Source organism: Lacipirellula limnantheis, assembly GCF_007746075.1.
Lineage (GTDB): Bacteria > Planctomycetota > Planctomycetia > Pirellulales > Lacipirellulaceae > Lacipirellula > Lacipirellula limnantheis.
In genome coordinates, this window is the sequence record NZ_CP036339.1 from 1,386,376 (window position 1) to 1,408,066 (window position 21,691).

Below are 21,691 nucleotides of genomic sequence, written 5' to 3' on the forward strand. Positions count from 1 at the left end.
CGAGTGCGCTCGCGACGTTGTGGCTCACGACGCGCACCGTTGTGCATGATTGGTTTCAATCAGGCGCCGGCAAGCTGCGAAGACCATCTCCACCGAGATTTCACGCATCGCCGAGTCGTCAGCCTGACGTCGCTGTTGAGCTGAGCCTGCCTCGTAGCGGATCTGGAGCCGAACGTTCTCGGGCCCGTAGGCGCCGCACCAGTTGGCCATACTCGGACCATGGAGACTGATCGTCGGCGTCCCAACGGCGACGGCCAGGTGCATTGGTCCGGTGTCGGAGCCGACGAACAGCCCGGCCCGACGACACACGGCGCCGAGTTCGAGTACCGAAGTCGGCGGCGCCAAGCGAGCTGCCCCGGCGCTAGCTCGGACAATCGTCGCAGCCAACGCCTTTTCGTCCGGAAGGCCCCAGACGGCAAGCGTTGGGATACCGAGGTCGCTGAACAGGCGTCGGGCGAGTTCGCCGTATCGCTCGGGCGGCCAAATCTTCGAGGGCCAGCCTGCTCCTGGATTAAGAACGGCGAAGCGGCCGCGCGGTAGTTGTTCGCTATGCAGGATTTGCTCTGCTAGCGAGCCGTCGGATGCCCGCTCAGGCAGATCGAAATGGACCCGCGGCGACGTGACGCCTAGCGGGGCGAGCATTTCGAGGTAGTGATCGATCACATGTTCGCCGCCCACCGCCACGAGCTCGTTGTGAAAAAACTTGCTCAACTCTCGCCCGTCGCTGCCCGCTTTACCGATCCGTCGCGGAGCGCCGCTCAATTTCGCCGCGATCGCACTCTTGGTGAGGCATTGCAGGTCGATGGCGATCTCAAAGCGGTGCGCCCGCAGCTCGCGTCGAAGTGCTAGCACCGCCCGCGGTGACTTGAGCCAGCCGCGCGGGGCGCGAATCACATGATCGATGGCGGGGTGAGCTTCCAGCAGCTCCGCTGTGCGTCCTTCGACGACCCAGCCGATGGTCGCCTGGGGAAAGGCGTCGCGTAAAGCACAGGCGACTGGCGCCCCGTGAATCACGTCGCCGAGGGCCGATAGCCGAACGATAAGAATACGCGGCATGACGCCGAGCGGTGCAGAAGAAGACATGGCGGGAAGGCTATCAGCCCCCGCTCCACGGAACAAGACAAACTGGGAAGAACGATCGCCACGGGGCACTCTCCCGCCCGTCGAGCGATGCACGAAACTTTCGAGGGCGCCTGGCTCGGTCGACTTGCGTTCAGCGCGGATGCTCAGTCTCGTTCTTGAGGTCAGCCTCGACCATCATCTTTGCCAAGCCGGCAAACGTTACCTTGGGCTGCCAGTTCAACTCGCGGCGCGCCTTCGACGCGTCGCCCAGCAGCAGGTCGACTTCGGCCGGTCGGAAATAACGGGGGTCGATCTCGATCAGCGTGCGTCCATCAGGTCCAATGCCCCGCTCATGGACGCCCTCCCCTTCCCACGTGATCGGCATGCCAATGTGCTTGAAGGTCACTTCGCAGAACTCGCGGACTGAGTGGGTTTCGCCAGTGGCGACGACGTAGTCGTCAGGCTTCTCGGCTTGCAGCATCAGCCACATTGCTTCGACGTAGTCGCCGGCGAATCCCCAATCGCGCTTAGCGTCGAGATTCCCCAGATAAAGCTTTGCCTGCAGGCCCAGTTTGATTCGGGCGGCTGCCCGCGTTACCTTGCGCGTGACGAAGGTCTCGCCGCGGCGCGGCGACTCGTGATTGAACAGGATGCCGTTGACGGCAAACATGTCGTACGACTCGCGGTAGTTCTGCGTGATGTAGAAGGCATAGGCCTTGGCTGCCGCATAGGGACTTCGCGGATGAAACGGCGTGCGCTCGGTCTGCGGCGTTTCGACGACCTTGCCGTAAAGCTCCGAGGACGAGGCTTGGTAGAATCTCGCATTCAAGCCCAGTTCTCGTATCGCTTCGAGCAACCGCGTAACCCCCAGGCCAGTCACGTCGCCGGTATACTCCGGAACGTCGAACGACACCTTGACGTGCGACTGAGCGCCCAGGTTGTAAATTTCGTCCGGCCGCACCTTCTTCAGGATCTGATTGATGCTCGAGGCATCGCTCAGGTCGCCGTAAACCAGCCGCAGGTGAACCTCGGATTCGTGCGGGTCGCGGTAGAGATGGTCGATGCGGCCCGTGTTAAATGACGAGCTGCGGCGAATGATGCCCCACACTTCGTAATTCTTTTCAAGCAACAACTCGGCAAGGTACGAGCCGTCTTGACCGGTGATGCCAGTGATGAGTGCGGTTTTACGCGGGGTGGCGGACGATGACATGGGCAATTCTTCTGACGCCTTTCAGGGCGTCGGCGTAGGCGGGACAAGGGGCGTCTCAGCTTGCGGCGGCGACCGCGACGCGGGAACAATACCATTCATAGGCCGAGGCCAATCCCTCGGCGAGCGCCGTCTGATGTCGCCAACCGAGAGCGCGCAGCTTCGAAACGTCGAGCAGCTTTCGCGGCGTACCATCGGGCATGCTAGCGTCAAACGCAATTCTTACGCCAGGGCAAACCGCGTCCCGGATAAGCTCTGCCAGGGCGGCAATCGTGAGATCTTCGCCCGAGCCGACGTTGATTGTTTCTTCGCCTTCATAGTTGTCCATCAGAAAGAGGCACGCATCCGCCAGATCGTCGACGTGCAGAAACTCTCGTCGCGGCCGGCCGGATCCCCAGACTGCCACCTCCGCGGCGCCGTTGATGCGCGCCTCGTGGAATTTGCGGATCAGCGCCGGGACGACGTGTGAACTGGTGAGATCAAAGTTATCGTTCGGCCCGTAGAGGTTCGTCGGCATCGCCGAAATGAACCGACAGCCATATTGCTTGCGGTAGGCTTCACACGACTTCAAGCCGGCGATCTTTGCCACCGCATAGGCTTCGTTCGTTTTTTCCAAGGGCCCGGTCAGGAGGTATTCCTCTTTGATCGGCTGCGGACAGTCGCGCGGGTAGATGCAAGAGCTGCCGAGGTAGAGAAGCTTTTCGACGCCCGTGCGATAGGCCGCGTGCAGCACAGTCGCGTGGATCATCAAGTTATCGTACAAAAACTCGGCGGGGCGGGTGGCATTCGCTTGAATGCCACCGACGGTGCCGGCCGCGTGAATAACGTGCGCTGGCCGATGTGAGTCGAACCACGAGTCGACTGCCGCCTGCTCGCGGAGATCCAGCTCTGAACGCGTTGCTGTGAGGATGTTCCCAAACCCCGCCGACTTCAGCCGGCGGACAAGCGCCGAGCCGACCATGCCGCGATGGCCGGTGACAAAGATGGGTGCATTGCGGTCGATCATAGCAACTGAGTATAAGCGACCGGGTAGGGGGAGTTAACGCCCGGGGGCCTCGTTTTGCGCGCGGCGAGGAAATACCGCCCCGGATCAGCGAATCATAACGAATCTGTGGGCAATTAGGCGCCTGCCGGCGGCTCGCGACGACCCATCTCCCTGGCCGGGACGCCGCCGACAATTTGGGCTGCCTCCACGTCTCGGGCAACGACGCTGCCGCTCGCCACGAGGGCGTTGGCTCCCACGCGCACGCCGGGAAGGATCGTTGCACGAGCCGCGATCCAGGCCCCGTCTCCAATTCGAATGGGGGCCGGAAGCAGATCGAATGTTCGGCGGCGATGGTCGTGACTTCCGGTGCAGAGGTACGTCAACTGCGAGATGCAAACATGGTTTCCAATCTCGACGTCGACCATATTGTCGAGCCACGACTCCTGCCCGATCCAACAATGGTCGCCTACGGCGAGCCGCCAAGGAAACTTGATGCGCACATGCGGTTTGATGACGACTCCGCGTCCAATGCGCGCCCCGAACAGACGCAATAGTCGCACCTTGAGACTGCTCACTGGCAGCCAGCCCCCTTCAAAGAAGACCAAGCTGCAGAAGTACCACAGCGTCCGCACGACGCGACCGCGTCCCGGATCGAAGTTCGAGTTTTCGTAGCCGGATAGATCGACCCATGAAGACGTCGTCTCGGCTGACAAGGGCGGTTGGTGCATCTCGGTGCTCATTTACGCCGTCCGCTTGGAATCGCACGTTCGATCGGCGACCGTTGCGAACGGAGCCGGGCCGCGGGCGATCGCGCCGCGATACATCGCTTCATATCCAGCCGCTAGTCGGTCGCCGTCGAGCCATTGCCGCACAAAGGTCTGTTGCTGAAGGCGCATCGCTTCGGCTTTTGCCGGATTGCCGAGAATCTCAGCGATGCTCGCCGCGATGGCTTGAGGAGCGTTCTCAACGATGCTCACCCCTCCTTGTTGCAACTCGCGCCAAATGTCGGTGCCGCGCGTCGTAACGACAGGCGCCCCGCAGGCCATTGCTTCCGGTAGCACCAAGCCGAAGTTCTCCTGGTGCGTCGGCAGGACAAACACGTCGGCGGTCTCGTAGAGCGACAACTTCAATTCGCCGCGGACCATACCTAGAAAAAACGTCTGGTTACCGATCTTGAGCTCCGCGGCGAGTCGAGTAAGTTCGGCGACGTAACGGTCCTCGCCCGGGCCTGCGATGATGAGCTGGAAATCGGGCCAGCGATCCTGGAGCGAGGCGACGGCCCGCAGCAGCAAATCGATTCCTTTCTTGGGATGGACGCGACTGAGAAACAGGATCTTGGGCGCAACGGGGCTGAACTGCGGGAAAGTTTGAAAGGCCAACTGCGGACCAGGCAACCGATCGTACGGACTCAGATCAACCAGGCATGGCTCGACGACGCCTCGATCGCCGACGGGAATGTAATGCGAGGCCTGTAATCTCTCTTCCTCGGCTGTGAAGTGAACGACCGACGCGTCACGAAACAACCGCCGCCCTCCTAAACGCAAAAGCGCGTGCTTCTTCACGGGCTTGGTACGCATGCAATAGTGGTCGAGCATTCCATGCACGCTCACGAGATAGGGAACTCGCGCGCGACGGAGCAGTCGCGCAAGCTGATAGTTGCCGGGGCTCCACGGCGTGTGGAGGTGGACAACGTCGGCATCTGCCGCCAGACCAGCGAAGTGCGCGTGTCCGGCGGCGCCGATCAGTCGTTTGGTTAGTCTGGAGGTCGAGAGCCTGACCAGTTGCGGCTGATCCTTCGCTGCAGAACGCCATTCGGCCGGTGCATCAGCGTCGTCGCACGTTGCCACGACCACGCGGTGGCCTCGCGACGACATGGCGTCGCACATGTCTACGACCGCTGATACGACGCCCCCCAACTCAGATCGAATCGCTTCGATAAAGTGAACGCAACTGAGCGGTTTCGTCGTCGCAGTCTTCGACACGTCAATTCGCAGGTTCGAGAAGCCGGCCGGCGCTAACGTCGCAGGGGTCGCGGCGCGCGAGACCACTCCGGGATTTCTCTTGCGTCTCGCGATCGGCCGAAACCCATCGACGTGAAATAAATCAACAGGAACGAGAACACGAACCCGATGAGAGCGACGTTTGTAAAGATGGCAATATCGCCGCGCGCGAGCCCCAGAAACTGACCGGTTGAGCAGCCAACGGGCAGGATAATGTAAGGGTTTCCGGGATTCAGCCGAACCAGTTGGTCGAAGAACCGCGTGAATTGTCCGAAGAAGAAAGCGTAGATGACGACCGCATAGAATCCCCCCTCCGCCCCTGCGTAGCCAATCACGCCCGGAGGAATCGTAATCACATCCCGGTTGACGCCGCGTAACTTGGCCAAATTTGCGACGTTTTTCGAGAGTGGTTCGGGCTTGCTATCCCAAAGCACGCGCGGGACCCACCAATATCCCATGTATTTCAAGCTGAAGAGCGGATCATATTTATGATCCCGGGGAAAGGTGTCCAGAATCCAGAGCGCTGCCGAACCGACCGACTGCCCGCTCAACAGGTCGCTCGTCCCGGCGGAGACATTGGCGCCCTTCATCTGCTGCAGAGTGCCTTGTGCGTCGGTGGAGCTGGTTTGATGGCTGCGAATTGCCGTGAATGCGCTCACGACGAGCCCCGCAATGAGCACCAGCGGCGTCGCGCTGATCAGCAACTGCGTCGGCGACAGGTTCTTGGCCCAACGATGGTAAGCCCCCCAAGCAAAGCCTGCCATCACGCTGATCAGCGGTCGACGCGAGTAGAAGCCGCCGAGCGTGACCACCAAACTCACTCCCACGACAAACGCGACCAAGATGAGCACGGCAGGATTTACGCGCCGCGCGGCCCAGATCCACCCCGTGACCGCGCACGCCGCTGAGACAAGCGCAATGCAAGTGTTAATGCTGACGGCGCTCAAAGCCGGGACCGTGTAACCGACGACGCGAAATCCCAGGGCGGCGATGACGATCGAAATGGCGAGGCCCGTCAGCAGCGAGTCGCTCGCCGTCGCCGGTCCCTTGGTCAGTTTTTGCGCGAACCAATTCGCAATGCCAAAGCGATGATAGCTCAGCAAAAATAGGAGCACGAACAGGTAATCGAACATCAAGAACCATTTGGCCGCCTTGCTCGGATCAATGATGTTGAAGCCGGAATAAGATTCCGAGCGCAGAGCCGATGCCGGGCTAACAATCTGGTAGACGACGAACCCCGCCAGATAGATGTTGCGAATGCTGAATAAATCAACGCTGCGCGTAAGCCCTTGATAAAGCACGAGAATGCCTATACCAACGGCGAGAACCCAAAAAAGTGCTATCGTTAATGCCATCGCAGCTTTACCGGTCGCCGTGACTTGCTCAACTGAATTTCGACGCGTTCATTTCTCTGCGGTGGAATGCGCAGTTTCAAAGCCGGACCACTGCAGCGACCGCCCGAGCGTTCGCTCCAACAGACCGACGTCGTTTCGAAGCTCTTCTCGCAGAAAGGATAGCGTTTCTTCAGTGGGCGGGGCGAGTTGGGCCGTTGCTTTCGGCAGAATCAACCGTTGCAGCGCCAATCGCAGTTTGGGCGGGGCCAAGGGCCGCAGCCAACGGCGATACGCACTGCTTTGCCTGAACGCGTCCCAGCGGGGCCCGCTGACCGGCTTCCCCTGGCTCTTATTGTAGACTCGCGCCTCGCCTCCGGCCCCATGATCCGCCGCTAAGCCGAGGAATCCCAACAAGTCAGCCACTGTCTCGGCGCGACGACTGACATAATCCTCAAAACGAATCACGCGAACCCGGTCGGGTCCCAACTGGGCCAACCAGGGTTCAAGTTGATAGGCGTAGCGACTGTAGTGAATATAGCGAGCGTGTCGGCGCACCTCGCGGTCGATTTGCGGGCCGACAATTCCGTCAACATACTCGTGATGATGCTGGCTAATAATCCGGTCGATCGGGTGGCGAACCATGTAGACGGCTTTGAACCCGGCCGGTAGCACGCGCGCGGCACGCTCGACGATGCCCTCAGAGTCCGGTCGTTTGGCGTAGCCGGTGGACGCATCGCAGCAAATGGCGCCCTCCGGAGCATTCGCGTAGTTGGCAGCATAGGCGGCCAGCCCGGCGGGCGTCAGCACGTCGTCGCTGCACAAAGCATGCGGCTCCTTGTCTTGGGCAAGAAACGCTCCCCGGCGGTCGGCGACGTCCATGTACAGGCTGGTCGTCCCAGCCTTCATGGCGCCGATGATCAAGACGTTGGGAAGCGGCATATCAACACCGGAGAATTTACGAATCGACTGACGTTGAAGTCTCTCTAAGTTAGCCGCCGCTACCGGTCGATGGACTGCCGCCAGCCGCGGCGCCTACGCCGCCCAAGATCGTCGGCGTCGCAGGAGTCGGTTCCACCGGAGGCGGCAGAGGGAGCAACTGGGAGTGGGCAAGCGCCAAGCGCACCCCCTGCACTGGGTCGCCGCGTCGCCGCCAGTCATCGAGAAGCTTAAGGGACGCCAGTCGCGCGTGTCGCAATCGATCATCGTCGGCCGTCACGTCGATTAACGCCGCCGCTAGGGCGTCGACGTCTCCCGCGGGAAACGTACTGCCATTCACGCCGTTTCGACATAGTTCTCCCGCGGCGCCAACGACCTCGCTCGCGATGATCGCCAGGCCCGCCGCAGCTGCCTCGCAAACGACGACAGCCCAGGGTTCGTAACTGCTCGGCAAGATGAATACCTCGCCGCAGGTGTATAGGACGGCGAGTTCCTGCGGGTCGTCGATGAAGCCCGTCCACGCGACCCGCTCCGACAAACTGGCAGGCACGCGATCCCTCAGCTCCGCCTCCAGCGGTCCGCCGCCGATGATGAGCAGATCCCAGTCCGGGCGCTCCGTCGCGATCTTTGCGAAGGCGTCGATCAGCGTGTCGACCCGCTTCACCGGCGCAAGACGCCCGGAGTAGATGAACCGTCGCCGATTCTTTTGGAGCTGAAACTTTGTTTCAACTCGATCACGGTCCGCGTCGGTGACATCGAATATCCGCCGATAGTCGGGCTCGTGCGGCATGAAAAAACATGGCTTCGCCGCGCCGCCGTAAGGTTCAAAGTAGCGCCGACCGTACTCCCCGCATGGCATCAGTCCGGTCAGATTGCTGACGACCCGACTCAGATAGCGGCGTTTGATCCAGCGCCGCCAACCGGTGACGCGATCCCCGTGAAAATTTGAGTCGGCGAACATGAAATTGGGGGTGCCTGCCCGCCGACACCAGGAGATCAGACGCAGGAGACCGAGACTATTGCATCCTGCCGTGATGACGGCGTCGACGCGGTGCTCCTTGAGCCAGCGAATCACTTGACCAGCCTTGCGCCAGTCGTGCCAGATAGCCATTGGCCCCGACTTCCGGCCAGCGGTCTCGCCAGGGCCGAAGACAACGGGCCGAATTGAGGGCGGTAAGGCGTGATTCCAAGGCTGCCAATTGTGCTCGTTGAGAAAGACCGACCACAGCTCGACTTCGTCGCCCAGTTCGTCCACGATCCGCAGGTGCTGCGCAATCCGATACGGGGACGGTGCGTTGGCGACGATTGTCAGAATGGTCTTTGGGGTGCCGCTCATCGACGCCTTCCTCGGGCCCGTTAAATGTCTTTGCCGAGGATGCAACGGCGAGGCGCGGCCTGTATCTTGCGGAGAGCGGCCTCAACGTCGCGAACGTAGAGCGTGTTTCCCGAAGAGTTGCGCGGCGCGCCAAGCGGGGTTAGCTCGCGCCGCAACGGTTCGTACCGCATCGGCTGAAAGCCATACTCTCTAATAGTCGTCGCCAGGGCGTCCTCGCTAAATCCGTAGCGGTCGCCCGCGCCATTCAATTCGATGAGCAACGAGTTAAGTTGAGGATTCGCCAGCGTTTTGGGGGCGCCCCGCAACACCATCGTCTCGTACCCTTCAACGTCGATCTTCATGACAGTTGGAACGTGCTCTATCGAGTCATCGAGCGCGGCCACCGGAACCTCAATGGCGCGATCGTCGACTTCGTCTGCGGCGAGGACGTGATTCGTGCAGTCTAAACCGGACGTAAATCGCAGCACGCCAGGCTCTGCACCGACGCCTTGGTTCAGAGGATGCACCCGCTCCAGCAAATCGTTGACTGCCAGGTTGAGCAGCAACTTTCGATAGGTGGCCGGCACCGGTTCAAAGCAATAGCCCCGAGCACCAGCGACCCCGCATGCGAGCAACGTATAAGAACCAGCGTTTGCCCCCACGTCTGCGAACCAATCGTGCTCGTCGAGCGCATGCAGCACGTAGGCCATGTCGTCGAACTCATGGAGTCCGCTATAGACGTTGCCGGTGAGCCCGTGCTCTCCAGGCCCAACGACGAACTGAACTCCGTCAATCCAGTCCACCAGTACCTTGCCCGGTACGAGTCGGCTCCCGAGTTGCCACTTGGCGTAGCGCCACACAGCCGCCATCTTGCGATCGCGGTTGATTGGTCCAGAGGTAAGCTTGCGCAGGGTGCGGAGAACAGACATCGTCGTTCACAGGAGTTGAGGTCAAGCCAGCGGCAGTTTCGATCCCTCTATCTTAGGCTGCGTCATGGCGAGGCAACAGCAAGACACGCCGAATTGCACGTCCAACCGGCCCCGGCATGACCCTGCTCAGTTCGTCGAGATCGTGTCGCAGGAATTGACGGGCTAGTCCTAGGAAGGACAAAGCGTAGGCGGTCGCGGCGACGGCTAACTTGACCGGATTGCCGGAACTCGCCGGCAGCAGACTTAGCGCGCCCGCCGCCACGGCGGCCGACGCCAACGATAGCAGCCAGGATGGCAGAAAGGCCCTGAAGAAGAGAAGGGGACCGATGCCAAACTGCCGAAGCATGATAGCGCAGAGACCGACGCTAAAAATAGTTTGGGCCCCGGCGATGCATGCCGCCAACGCAGTAAGGCTGCCACCGAACGCGGTGTAAGCCGTCGCCGCGGCAATCATCAGCCAGAGACCTTCGCCGAAGGTGACTAATGCACTCTTCCGAAATTCGCCCCGAGACGATAGCGAGGCCGTCAGTAGGTCCGTGAACATGCGCACTGGAGCCGCTGCGGCGAAGATCTGCATTAGAGGAATCGCCGACGCCCATTTGTGATTCCAGATTGACTCATCCAACATTTCGACGATAGGGCGAACAGTGACCGCCAGGCCGAGACTGACGGGAGCTGCCACGAACACTAGCATTCGGATCGTCCGCAAGATCGCCTTCGACTGCCGATCGGGATCGTCGGCCAATCGGCTCAATGCCGGAAAGAGAACGTGTTGCAGATTCGTTGCGAGCAGCTCGACGATCTGTGTAGTGATTTGATAGCCGAAGAAGTACTTGCCGACTAGCGCGTCAGGGGCCAGCCGTCCAAGGACCAAATAGTCGCCATTGCGCGAAAGCCCGCGCGCCATGGCAGTCCCGATAACCCACAACGAGTTCCCCAACAGCCCGGGCCATTCACGCACGTCGGGCGAACTCCGCCACGGCTTGATCCGCGTTGCGTAAGACGCAGCCGCCCACTCGAACAGCGTCACCAGCAACAGCGGCAGCACTAACCCCATGACGCCCCATCCCAGCGCCGCAAATCCGATGGCACTGAACTGACGCAACATGAACCAGAAAACAGCGATGACGGCGATCGCCTTGAATCGCAAGTCGACGCGCAGCTTCGCGCGTAGCACGGTCGCCGGCGCGCCGAGGGGAAGCGTGCAGGCGACGACTCCCAGATACTCCGCCAGTTTGGGCGTCTCGTAAAATTCGGCGATAAACGGAGCCGCAGCCGCCAGCAGTAAACCGCCGCACATCCCAAATGCCAGACTCAGCCAGAAAGCGGGGCCTAGCAGGCGGTCAAACTCGTCTTTTCCCCTCTGGATCAGCAGCTGCGGCACGCCGCCGTCTTGAAACACTTTCACTACCGCCGCGAATGACGCGACAATCGCAAAGTCGCGAAACTGTTCGTCGCTAATCCAACGGCCTAGGAGAAGTTGGGCGATGGCGCCAAAGCACTTTCCTGCGACCAGGCTGACCGTCAACCAGGAGAAGCCGCGACCAACGGCCTTTCCCAGCGAGCCCGTCGCAGGTACCGTCGCCGAAGACGTCGGCGGTGGCGGATCGCCGTGCATCGCAAGCATCTCAAGGGGCTAAAAAACGATGCGGCGCAGAAGGTGGATGTCAACGATCGGATTAAGGAGCGATCGTCGCATGGGGAGGGGGCGAAGAGGGAATTGACGACGCGGCGGATGCGGCTAGAGGATCGCCCTTCGTGGAACCAACCTCCGGCAGCGAACCGGCGACCTCAAGTCGTTGAGTCGACGCCAGGCTGACGATGTCCGCTTCCAAGACAGCGAGCAGTTCCATCAGCCGGCTTACCATGTCGCAAACCGGCTGCCCTTCTTCACGCTCGCCAGCGACGGTCAGTCGGCCGACAACATGCTGGTCTACGAACAGCGGTACTTCCGTGCGCCAGAGTTCCCGCCGCTCGCATCGAGTGCGTCGCTTCCAAGAGGCATGGTACGCCTCCTGAATGGCCGCCAAATTAAGGTCGAGCAGCACCTCGACGAGTTGCGACTTCTCGGCGTACTCAATGAGCGACTGCCATAGCATGTCCCACTCGCGCGTCCCCTGCAGACGCACAGACGACTGCCATGAACCGCTTTTCGTCGAAGGTTTGATGACCGACATGCCGACCGATTTCATTCGATTGGCCAGCATTAAGAATTCGACGTGACCGAAGATCTGCGTCGCCACCAAGATGCAGATCACCAGCATGACCGATCCGACGGCCAGCAAGTCATTCTGCATGAACATGCTCAACAGCGCGCCTGTGCACGTCACGGCGCAACAAAGGGCCACCACGCCGAGCACCCGGGTGTTCTTGCCGAAACGAGCCATCAATCGGTGATGGAGGTGTCCGCGATCGGTGGCGTAAATGCTTCGCCCCGTCAACTTACGTCGCAAGATGGCGATGAACGAGTCGAACATCGGCAGCGACCAGATCGCCAGCGGCGCGGCCATCGCAACCGTCGCCGGGCCTTTCAGTGACGCGCCGATCGCCAGCGAGCCGACGATCAAGCCAATGAGCATGCTGCCGGCGTCGCCGAGGTAGATCGTCGCCGGCGGAAAGTTGAATCGCAAGAAACCGAGGAGCGCGCCCGCGAACACCGCGGAGACGATCGCCACGGCGGGCTGCCCGAACCACAACGCCATCACCGTAATGGCCGAGCAGAGGATGATCCCGATCGTCGTCGCCAATCCGTCAATGCCATCCAGCAGGTTCAACGAATTAATCGCGCCAACGAGCCAGAACAGCGTGAACGGCACCGAAAACCATCCCAGCTGAATCTTCTGGCCAAACAGCGAGAAAGCCTGGATCTCAAGGCCCGACGCGATCACGATCAGCGCCGCGATCGTTTGGCCGACGAGCTTGTAGCGCCCCTTCATCCCATAGCGGTCGTCAATCAAGCCGAGGACCACGATCCAGCCGCAGGCCAGCAACAGCCCCGACAAGAAGGGGGCGTTATCGTGGAGGGACTCTTGCAAATTCTCGGACGAAAAATACTCAACGGCGAACGTCACCACCGCCGCTAGGAATACGGCGAGCCCCCCGCCCAATGCGACGGGCTTCTTATGGCTCTTGTGATGGCCGTCCGGGCGATCGACGAAGCCCCACCGTTGAGCGAGCGACGCCACGAAATGCGTCAGCGGATAGCTGACGATTGCGGCAATGCAGCTCATCGTTAGCACGTACTGCATCCGGTGCGAGCTCCTCTAGTGGCAAATCGTAGGCGTCGACGTCATCGCACTGTTGCGATTCCTCGACCGACTGTCGGGAATCGTTCCCCGGCGCTCATGCGCCGTATCCAACGCGGAAGGCTCGCCAAAGCAATCGGCGGACCAAGCCCCGATGGACGTCGCTGGCGCCGTCTTCGATCATCCTGCTGCACGCGACGTATGTCGCTGCAATTGCTGATCAGATAAGACGTTGCGACGCGTCCTGAGGCCGATATGTTCTCGCGTTCAACCCTGCTGTTATCGTTACCAATCCCCGGGGACATGTCAAACGAATGGAACATCTCCCCAAGCTCGTTGAGGATTTACAACGATGCCCGATAGGATTGCAACGATTGCGTTGAACGACGGGGTTGGTGCGATTCTGCGTGCTGTCAGCGTCGTCCAGCCGGCGAGGCCAGCTGATTCTCGGTAACGCCGGCGACAGTTTCGCTGATGGGAACTCGCAGCTCGCGGCGACGTGGTGGAGACAACTTGTCGGTCACCGTATCGCGGGTGGCCCATTGGAAGTTGCTCGCGCTACAACCGCCGTTCCAGAATCTTAACGATCCGCTCTGCAGCGCGGCCGTCGCCATACGGATTGGCCACTCGCGCCATCGCGTCGTACGCCGCTCGGTCTGTTAACAGACGCAACGTCTCGGCGACAATCCGCTCGGCATGGGGACCCACCAGTTTCACCGCCCCCGCCTCCACCCCCTCGGGTCGTTCGGTGGAGTCCCGCATCACCAGCACAGGTTTCCCCAGCGACGGCGCCTCTTCTTGAACGCCGCCCGAATCGGTGAGGATGATCGTACTGGCTTGCGCCAGCGCGACAAACTGCGAGTAAGGCTGCGGCGGGATCAACCGAATATTCACGCGCCCAGCCAAACGAGCATGAACCACATCCTTCACTTGCGGATTGAGATGCACCGGATAGACGATCAGCGCGTCGGGACGCTGTTTGGACAACTCCGCAAGCGCAGTGCAAATTGACTCGAACCCCGCCCCAAAATTCTCACGGCGATGTCCCGTCACGAGAATTATCTGGCGGTCGCGCCAATCAGCGCCGATCAACTCGGCGAACTCGCGGTGCAAGCCGTCGCGCACCTCGCGATTCTCTTGCCGGCGCACTTCGCTCAGCAAGGCGTCAATGACCGTGTTGCCCGTGACGAAGACAGTTTCCCCCGGAATCCGTTCCGCCAGCAGCGCGCGCCGCGCCCTTTCCGTCGGCGCGAAATGGACGTCTGCCAGCGGACTGACGAGTCGACGGTTCGCCTCCTCGGGAAACGGCGTGCGAATGTCGCCCGTCCGAAGGCCGGCCTCGACATGACCAAATGGAATCTTGCGATAGAAGCAAGCTAACGCGGCACAGAGCACGGTGGTCGTGTCGCCCTGGACGAGCGCCATGTCAGGCTTGGAAGCAGCAAGCGCCTCGTCAATTCGCTCCACGAGTCGTGACGTGAGCCCCGCCAGCGTTTGGCTCGGCGCCATGGCGGCCAAGTCGGCGTCAACCTTGATGTCGAACAACCGGACGACCTGCTCAATCATCTCTCGATGCTGTCCGGCGTTGATGACGTAGGGCTCAAGCTCCGCATGCTGCCGCAACGCGGCGATCACCGGCGCCATCTTAATCGCTTCGGGCCGCGTACCGATGAATACCGCAATCCGCCGAGCCATATTGCCGTGATGCCGAGTGAGGATTAATCGTCATTCCAAAAAAGATAACGAAGCGGCTAACTCTTGCGGAACGGGATCGGCCGCCTAGGCGACGACTCCGGCGACTTCCGCGCAGGTCGCGAAGCGATAACGCGATAGCAGCATCGCGAATTTCGTCGCGGTCGTCCTCAACCCCACGTAACACTTAAAACGACGGTGAATCGGCATGGGGGCCCGCGGGCAGTCGACCGCAAAATCACGCGGATGGAGATACGCCACCACCGGCGTGCCTTGTGAGTTCAACTGGTCAAAACCGCGCTGTATCAGCCACTCCGGCAGGAGGCGCAGATAACCGCCGCCGGAGAACGCGATTCGCTTGCCTAGAATCGTCATCATACTCATCGGCAGTTCCCGCATCGGCCGTCCCGATGGCGCTCCCGTGAATTCATGCCGTTCCATCGGACAGGGATACCCGCCGCCACCGTGAGTCCCAGGAAACAAACTGGCGTCGTACTTCAGGCCGAGGTCTAGCAACACGTCGAAGATCCACTCGCTGCCCGGAATGATCGAAAACGTGGGCGCGCGAAAGCCGAGAACCTTTTGCCCGCCGGCCTTCTCCAGGGCATCGATCGACCGCCGCAGATCGTCGCGCAATTCCTCTGCGGTCAGGGTAAAGCACTGACGATGCCAATAGGAGTGAGTTCCCAACTCGTGCCCGGCGGCGGCGATCCGTTTCACAAGTGCGGGGTAACGGTCGGCGATCCATCCCAGCGTGAAAAACGTCGCACGTACGTTCGCGTCAGCGAGCGTTTGCAGGATCTGATCGGTATATCGCTCCACGAGCGAAGGGAACGTCGGCCACAGCTCCGGATTGTCGACCGCGTCAATGCCGACCATGTGAAACCAGTCTTCAATGTCGAATGACAACGCATTAACGACTGGCGACGCGGGGCTGCTTTTCATCTCAATTCCCCTCTCAGAATGCGTCATGATCGCGGAACGAGAAGTCCCAGCGATCCCAGTTGCCAAAACGCGCCTCGGCAGTCGCCAGTTTCTTCGGCCAGACGAGGAACTCGTAATTCTCGGGCGATGAGCGGAACCCGCGCCGTTGAAGCAGCTGCCGATTGACGTCGCCCAACCCATCGAGATAGAGCAGTAGCTCGCCCCCCGCGGCGAGCGTCGCCTTCTCGACAGTTCGCAGCACAGCTGCCGCCGCAGCATCGGCGTCGTGGCGAAAAGCGAAGTCCATTAGCACGCCAACCCGAATGCCGTCGCCGCGTTCCGCGAACCGATAGATCGCTGCGGCAAGCAACTGCTCCCCTCGCCAGGCGGTCGCCAAATGGTAGCTCCCCCCTTCGCGCGTCTGGGCGTAGCGCTGCTGAAGCAGGTGCGCCGACCACCGTTGGGTGATCCGACCGACCGATCGCTGCGACAGTAACTCGGCGACGGCGTCGATTACGGCGGGGTTCGAGCTTTCGAAGGGGCCGTCCGTCAGGCGGGTTCCTGGCGCCGCCCGAGCCGACTTTATCGCCAGCAGTACGCCAAACGCCGCGTCTACCGGCCCGGCCAAGAGTCGGGCCCAGCCAAGTCGCTTGTATTTGCAAATGAACCGTGCCGGGCGCAGCGGTCGGACGAGCACCTCCATGACGCCGATCTTGGCGAATCCAAGCGCCAGGTGCGCCTTCGTCAATTGCGGCAGCCGCACCGGCGCGTACAGCATGTCAATTCCAAGCGGTTTGAGCGCCGCCAGCATTGTCATTGGCAGCCGTGGATAGAGCATCTGGTCGCGATAGTCAGGATCAACGTATAGATTCGCCCAATAGGCGACGCGCTCCGTCCCGCCGGCGACCAAAAGCGTTCGCAAGAAGATCGACGTCAAGCCTACAGGCTTGTCGCCGACAAACGCCCCCCAAGCCAGGCAGCGTTCTGGATCAAGCCCATGGAGAAACCAAGACGTGGAGTCTTCTTGCCACGCATGGCCATCTCGCTGCGTGAGCATCGACCGCACATGGCCAAAATCCCCTCGACCAAGCTGCCGAATTTTGGCCACGCCAGCAGCGACGGTTGGGGCAGGGGAGGGGGACGACATGGCGACCTTTACGGAGAATTCGGAACTTGCGAGAAACGGGATCGAACTCAGACGACGTTATTATTGTTGGCGTTCATCCGAGTGGTGAGCGGCCCGATCATCGCGGTTCATTCCGCTGCTTTTTGAACCGCTCGCTCACCCGCGCTGAGGCGTCGCTTAGCCGAATCTTCACGGGAATCTTATACGGCGGCAGCTTGGAGAAGCAGTGCTGCCGGATCCGCTTGATCACGCTGGGCAGCGACTCCTCGGCATGGAGCGTCACGTCGGCCACGACGATGTGTCCGAGCATCGGATGGGCTTCCTTGGTGACCGTGGCGTCGGCGATGTTGTCGACTTCCAGAATGACCGTCTCGACCTCGGCGGGGTACACCTTCTCGCCGCCGACGTTAATGATGTCCGACTTTCGACCCTTGAATTTGAGCCACTCGCCGTCGACTTCCACCTCGTCCTGCGTATTGAACCATCCCTCGGCGTCGAACGGCGAGGGAGCGTTCAGATATCCCAGCATCGAGGACTTTGCCTTGATATGGAGAATGCTGTCAACCACCCGCGTTTGGTAGTCTTCGCCGCCCACGCGAATCCAGGTCGAGTCGTTCCCCCGCGACTGCGTCCGCATAATCCCCAATTCGGTCATGCCGTACGATTGTCGGAAGGTCACGCCGGGGAACGCGGCGTTCAGCCGCTCAAGCGTCGCCGCCGGCATCACCTCGGTCGCGTAATTGATGATCTTCAGGCTCGAAAGGTCGTGCTTGGCATACTCGCCGCTGACCAGCAGCAAATTGAGAAACGTCGGCGACGCCGGCAGGACTTCGGCGCGATACTTCTCCACCGCCCGGCAAACGGTCGCCGCGTCGCGTGATTCGAGCGTGATCACGCAGCCATGATTGGCCAGCGTGTACATCATCGTATTGAACCCGCCGATGTGATCGAACAGCAGGAAGGTGATCATCCGCTGCGTGTGGCGGGAGACCTTGAACTTGTTGAGCAGAAAATCGAGGCTGTGGACCGCTCCCTTGGGTTCGCCCGTCGAACCTGAGCTGAACAAAATAAGCCCCGGGCTGCCGGCCGCGTTCAACTGCCGGAACATCTCATGAGTCGGCTCGACTCCCGGTTCCGCGATGCAGCCAAAACTGTCGTCAACATGCACGCTCAGTCGGTGGCTCACTTCCGCCAGTCGCGCGTACTTGTCCCGGTCAGCCGTTACGTGACTGGCGACCGGCACGATGATGTTGCGGTTCTGCATCGCCGCCAAGAGCAGCGCGATCGCGTTGGGCGAAAAGTCGGCGTCGAGCATGACGACTTGGCCCGACCGCACGCCTTGCGACTGCAAAAACGCGGTCGCGTTCTCAACTCGCTCCAGCAATTCTCCGTAGCGCGTGATCTCGTCGCGCCATACGATAGCATCGTCGTCGGCGTGCGCTCGAAACCGGTCCAATAGCCACGTCAGCGGCATCAAGGACCTCCGAGATAAATCACCTGACCGGTGACGAACGTGTTTTCGGGATCGAGCAGGAAGTCGACGACCCGCAGCACGTCTTCGAATTCGCCGTACCGCTTGATCGATTGACGGTTGATCAACCGCGTCATCTTTTCGACCGGGACGCCGGCGATCAGGTCCGTCTTCACCGGATTGGGCGATACCGAGTTGGCGGTGATGCCATGCTCGCCCATCTCGCGGGCCAGCACTTTCGTATAGGCCTCGACGGCCGATTTCGACGCCGTGTAGACCGCTTCGCCTTCCAACGAATAGGGGACCGCGACGCTGCCAAAATTGATAATCCGGCCCATCTTGTGGCGCAGCATCAACTTCGCCCCTTCGCGACTACAGAGCATCGTCCCGAAGACGTTCACGGCGAAGAGTTTCTTCATCGTGTCGAACGGCGTCGTCAACACATGGTTCATCGACGCTGTGCCGGCATTGTTCAGCACCGCGTAGAGCGGCTTGCCGCTCTTGCGGACGCCGCCAAAGAGACGAACGACCCCCTTTTCATCGGCGACGTCGATCTCAAAGTGTTGATAGCGCTCGTGCTTCACCTCGCTCGGCCCGCGGCTGCAACCGAACACATGCCAGCCTCGCTCCAGCATGATACTGGTCAGCCCGAGGCCTATGCCGCGGCTGGAGCCGGTGATGACGATCGCGGAATCTTGCGGCTTCATGCGGCGGTTCCCGTCTCGTCGAGCAGTTCGACGCCATAGTCAGCCAGCACGCCGAGCGAACGGAATGGGCTGCGATTCATCGACATCGCCTTCTCGCTGGCCAACACCAGTTCGGCGTTAAACGTTTCATTCAGTTTGCACTCGAAGGCCGTGATGATCATCACCAGCCCCAGCGAATCGACCGGCGAGTCTGGCCCGATCAACGGCGTCTCATCGTTCAATTCGTAAACGCCGCCCGTTTGCTCGGCATATTCGGCGACGCAATCGCGCAACAATTGCATCACTTGGTCCCGTTTGCTCATAGCGTGCTCGTATGTGTCTCTCGAAAGTAAGGTCAGACGCCTGCAGCGCCCTTTTCGACGATATCGCAGAACTCTTGGCAGAGGCGCGTCTTGCTCAGGTCTTGGCTCACCGCGGCGCCGGCTCGATCCCCCATCGCCTGCAGTTCCGCCGCCGGCAGACCCGCAATGCGCCGCATTTCTTCCGCTGCGCTGCTCGGGTCGTGCGACGAAATGCGCCACCCCATCATATATCGAGTAATAAGGTCTGTCACATGCGACGGATCCGGCCCCGCAAACAGCACGGGGCGGCTCACCGCCATCGCTCCGTACACCTTGCAAGGGTGAAAGCAGCCGATGCCGCCGTCTTCCATTGTCACCAAGTGAACGTCTGCCGCCGACAGCGAATAACAAAGCTCCTCGAGCGGTTGGTAGGGCAACAGCATGAGGTTGCCGGGGCAACGCTCAGCGATTTCCCGCTCGACCTCGGCACGACGGTGTCCGTCGCCGATGAAGACGAACATGACCTGCGGATCGTCGGCCATTTCGCGCGCGGCTTCTAGCAGGACGCCAATGGGATGGCCGATCCCCATGTTGCCGCTGTACATAAAGACGAACTTGTCGTGCAGGTGATGTCGCTGGCGAAACGGATTATCAGCATGCGCGACTCGATCGAGGTGATCCTCGTGCGGCCAGGGGGGAAGGATGTGGACGCCGCGATCGACGCCGTAACTGTCGGCGATCCGCTGCACCATGAAGCGATCGAGGGCGACGACGTCCTGGGAGTTTTGCAACGTCCACCGATAGACTGATCGCAGCAAGCGGGTCGTGATGGCGTTGGGTTTGGCGAGGCCCGCTTCAATCATTTGATCGACGCTGAGGTCCATCACCCAGAACTTAATGGGCACGCGTCGAAAGCAGCGAATCCACAGTGCCGCGGCCCCGGCCATCGGCGGGCTCGTGCTCACCAGGATTGTCGACAAGCCCCGGACGAACATGCCTCGGATGGCCGCTTGAGCGACGAAGAGGATTTGCCCCAACAGTCTCAGAGCCAGCGTGCTCTTCCCGAAGCTCGATAACGGCAAACGACGAATCTCGACGCCGTCAAGCAATTCGCGAGCAGCGTACCGCTGCGAGGCGTCGGCATAGCCGCGGCGAGACGTGTACACGACGACGCGCCAGCCGCGACGGACCATTTCCTCCGCCGCGTCATGCATGTGCCGGCCCACCGCCGCCGGGTCGGGGGGGTAGACTTGCGAGATCAGTAGTAGCGTTCGCTGAGGCATAGTCGGTGTTGGGGCGTGCAAGCGCTCAAGCTAGGAGGCGTATCCCAGCCATTGCAACGTCGTCAACGTCCATTTGTGAATCAATTCGAGATCCTCGGCCGACGCAATGTCTCGCCGATGGCGCGTTTTGCCCATATCGAAGTCCCGAGCAAAAGTTGCGTCGACCTCGCTCGAAGGCTCGAGCTGGCAGAATTCCAAGATCGACTTCAGCAACTCTGGCGACATTTCTTCGAGACGACATTCCAGATAACGATCGGGCGGCAGCGTTCGGCCATAAGCGCAGGCCGCCTCGACGCATGTTCGCCATTGCAGGGCGCAGACCTCGATTAGTTCAAGTTCCTTCAGCAGCGACTCAATCCCGGGAATCCGAGGACCCCATACGGGCGGCCGAACGAGTCCTGACAGCGGCCTGGGCATGATGCGCCGGGCGAATTCCCGGCCGTAGTATGGAAGTTGCCAGGGGTTCATCTCCCGCAGGCGTTCCAGGAGTTTTCGAGGCTTCACCCCGCGTGCATGCTGTTGCCAAAACCGTCGAATCGCCAATGACGATTCGACGCCGTCCCGAATGATGTGAACGAACAAGCAGCCTGGAAGCACCTGCTCGACAAACTCCATGCGGAGCGAATTGCTGGGCGTCTTTTCGATGAGGCGCTGTTTCCCGCTCTGGCGAACCGTTGCGGCAAATCGGCCGCGAATAAATCTACAAACGTCCGGGCGGGCGTCCGCTGGCCGCAGCATGTCGCTCTTCGCGTCGTTCCCGTAACGCCACGTCAGCCGCGGCTCTTCCACATGGGCCAGCGTCGGATGGGCGGACAGCAAGTCGCCCATGAGCGTCGTCCCTGAGCGGGGGGCGCCGACCACGATGATCGGGCGTTCCAGGAATTCTTCCATTTCAGGCGCCATCTTCGCCAATGTGACAGGCTTGGCCGGGGTCGTCGACCAGTAGCTCCCCATCATGATTCGCGGGAAGGGCGTCCGTCCACTTAAACGCTTTCAGGTTCCTGGGTTAACCACGTTAACGGGCTCGGATCGTGGCAGTCGCGCCGTTTGTAGCGTTCGCTGCGGCTGCCCTGTCACCCCGGCGCTCGCACGCTGCCCTGGCGAGGCGTGACAATCGACCCGCCGGTCGGGCCCCGTATAATCGTGGCTGCCGTGCAATCGGCTCCCGTAGCAAATTACAATCCGGTAACTGCC

General features: G+C 61.0%; 19 protein-coding genes. All 19 read right to left on the reverse strand.

What is annotated here, in order from left to right:
* Positions 1–24: 24 nt before the first annotated feature.
* Positions 25–1,083 (reverse strand): glycosyltransferase family 9 protein, encoded by a 1,059-nt coding sequence (locus tag I41_RS05315; RefSeq protein WP_145431557.1) that lies wholly within the window; start codon positions 1,081–1,083, stop codon positions 25–27.
* Positions 1,084–1,213: 130 nt separating this feature from the next.
* Positions 1,214–2,272, reverse strand: coding sequence for a GDP-mannose 4,6-dehydratase (gene gmd / locus I41_RS05320; protein ID WP_145431558.1), 1,059 nt, complete (start codon positions 2,270–2,272; stop codon positions 1,214–1,216).
* 55 nt (positions 2,273–2,327) lie between these two features.
* A complete protein-coding gene (locus I41_RS05325) occupies positions 2,328–3,275 on the reverse strand; it encodes a GDP-L-fucose synthase family protein (protein WP_145431559.1) in 948 nt (315 codons plus the stop codon).
* A 113-nt stretch (positions 3,276–3,388) separates the two neighbouring features.
* Complete coding sequence (locus tag I41_RS05330; RefSeq protein ID WP_145431560.1) at positions 3,389–3,982, reverse strand: WcaF family extracellular polysaccharide biosynthesis acetyltransferase; 594 nt, start codon at positions 3,980–3,982, stop codon at positions 3,389–3,391.
* 12 nt (positions 3,983–3,994) lie between these two features.
* Complete coding sequence (locus tag I41_RS05335) at positions 3,995–5,236, reverse strand: glycosyltransferase (RefSeq protein ID WP_145431561.1); 1,242 nt, start codon at positions 5,234–5,236, stop codon at positions 3,995–3,997.
* 32 nt (positions 5,237–5,268) lie between these two features.
* On the reverse strand, positions 5,269–6,555 hold the full coding sequence (locus I41_RS05340) for a hypothetical protein (protein WP_145431562.1): 1,287 nt from the start codon (positions 6,553–6,555) through the stop codon (positions 5,269–5,271).
* A gap of 102 nt (positions 6,556–6,657) precedes the next feature.
* Positions 6,658–7,527 carry a sulfotransferase gene (locus tag I41_RS05345; protein ID WP_145431563.1) on the reverse strand — a complete coding sequence of 290 codons (870 nt, stop codon included), beginning with the start codon at positions 7,525–7,527 and terminating at the stop codon, positions 6,658–6,660.
* Positions 7,528–7,576: 49 nt separating this feature from the next.
* Entirely contained in the window at positions 7,577–8,860 is a 1,284-nt protein-coding gene (locus tag I41_RS05350; protein ID WP_145431564.1) for a glycosyltransferase, read from the reverse strand.
* 20 nt (positions 8,861–8,880) lie between these two features.
* Positions 8,881–9,768: an FkbM family methyltransferase gene (locus I41_RS05355; RefSeq protein ID WP_145431565.1), complete on the reverse strand. Its 888-nt coding sequence runs from the start codon at positions 9,766–9,768 to the stop codon at positions 8,881–8,883.
* A 52-nt stretch (positions 9,769–9,820) separates the two neighbouring features.
* Positions 9,821–11,386 carry an oligosaccharide flippase family protein gene (locus tag I41_RS05360; protein WP_210421116.1) on the reverse strand — a complete coding sequence of 522 codons (1,566 nt, stop codon included), beginning with the start codon at positions 11,384–11,386 and terminating at the stop codon, positions 9,821–9,823.
* Positions 11,387–11,447: 61 nt separating this feature from the next.
* Complete coding sequence (locus tag I41_RS05365) at positions 11,448–12,998, reverse strand: MraY family glycosyltransferase (RefSeq protein ID WP_168206705.1); 1,551 nt, start codon at positions 12,996–12,998, stop codon at positions 11,448–11,450.
* A 573-nt stretch (positions 12,999–13,571) separates the two neighbouring features.
* Positions 13,572–14,708, reverse strand: a complete 1,137-nt coding sequence (gene wecB / locus I41_RS05370; RefSeq protein WP_145431568.1) for a non-hydrolyzing UDP-N-acetylglucosamine 2-epimerase — start codon at positions 14,706–14,708, stop codon at positions 13,572–13,574.
* An 84-nt stretch (positions 14,709–14,792) separates the two neighbouring features.
* Positions 14,793–15,650, reverse strand: coding sequence for a polysaccharide deacetylase family protein (locus tag I41_RS05375; protein WP_168206706.1), 858 nt, complete (start codon positions 15,648–15,650; stop codon positions 14,793–14,795).
* A gap of 13 nt (positions 15,651–15,663) precedes the next feature.
* Positions 15,664–16,776: a GNAT family N-acetyltransferase gene (locus tag I41_RS27060; protein WP_168206707.1), complete on the reverse strand. Its 1,113-nt coding sequence runs from the start codon at positions 16,774–16,776 to the stop codon at positions 15,664–15,666.
* Positions 16,777–16,873: 97 nt separating this feature from the next.
* Positions 16,874–18,229, reverse strand: coding sequence for a class I adenylate-forming enzyme family protein (locus I41_RS05380; RefSeq protein WP_145431570.1), 1,356 nt, complete (start codon positions 18,227–18,229; stop codon positions 16,874–16,876).
* Positions 18,229–18,933 (reverse strand): SDR family NAD(P)-dependent oxidoreductase, encoded by a 705-nt coding sequence (locus tag I41_RS05385; protein WP_145431571.1) that lies wholly within the window; start codon positions 18,931–18,933, stop codon positions 18,229–18,231. Before I41_RS05385 ends, I41_RS05380 begins: the two co-directional genes overlap by 1 nt.
* Positions 18,930–19,235 (reverse strand): hypothetical protein, encoded by a 306-nt coding sequence (locus tag I41_RS05390; protein WP_145431572.1) that lies wholly within the window; start codon positions 19,233–19,235, stop codon positions 18,930–18,932. Before I41_RS05390 ends, I41_RS05385 begins: the two co-directional genes overlap by 4 nt.
* A gap of 32 nt (positions 19,236–19,267) precedes the next feature.
* Entirely contained in the window at positions 19,268–20,497 is a 1,230-nt protein-coding gene (locus tag I41_RS05395) for a glycosyltransferase family 4 protein (protein ID WP_145431573.1), read from the reverse strand.
* 30 nt (positions 20,498–20,527) lie between these two features.
* Positions 20,528–21,451 (reverse strand): sulfotransferase family protein, encoded by a 924-nt coding sequence (locus I41_RS05400; protein WP_168206708.1) that lies wholly within the window; start codon positions 21,449–21,451, stop codon positions 20,528–20,530.
* Positions 21,452–21,691: the final 240 nt, after the last annotated feature.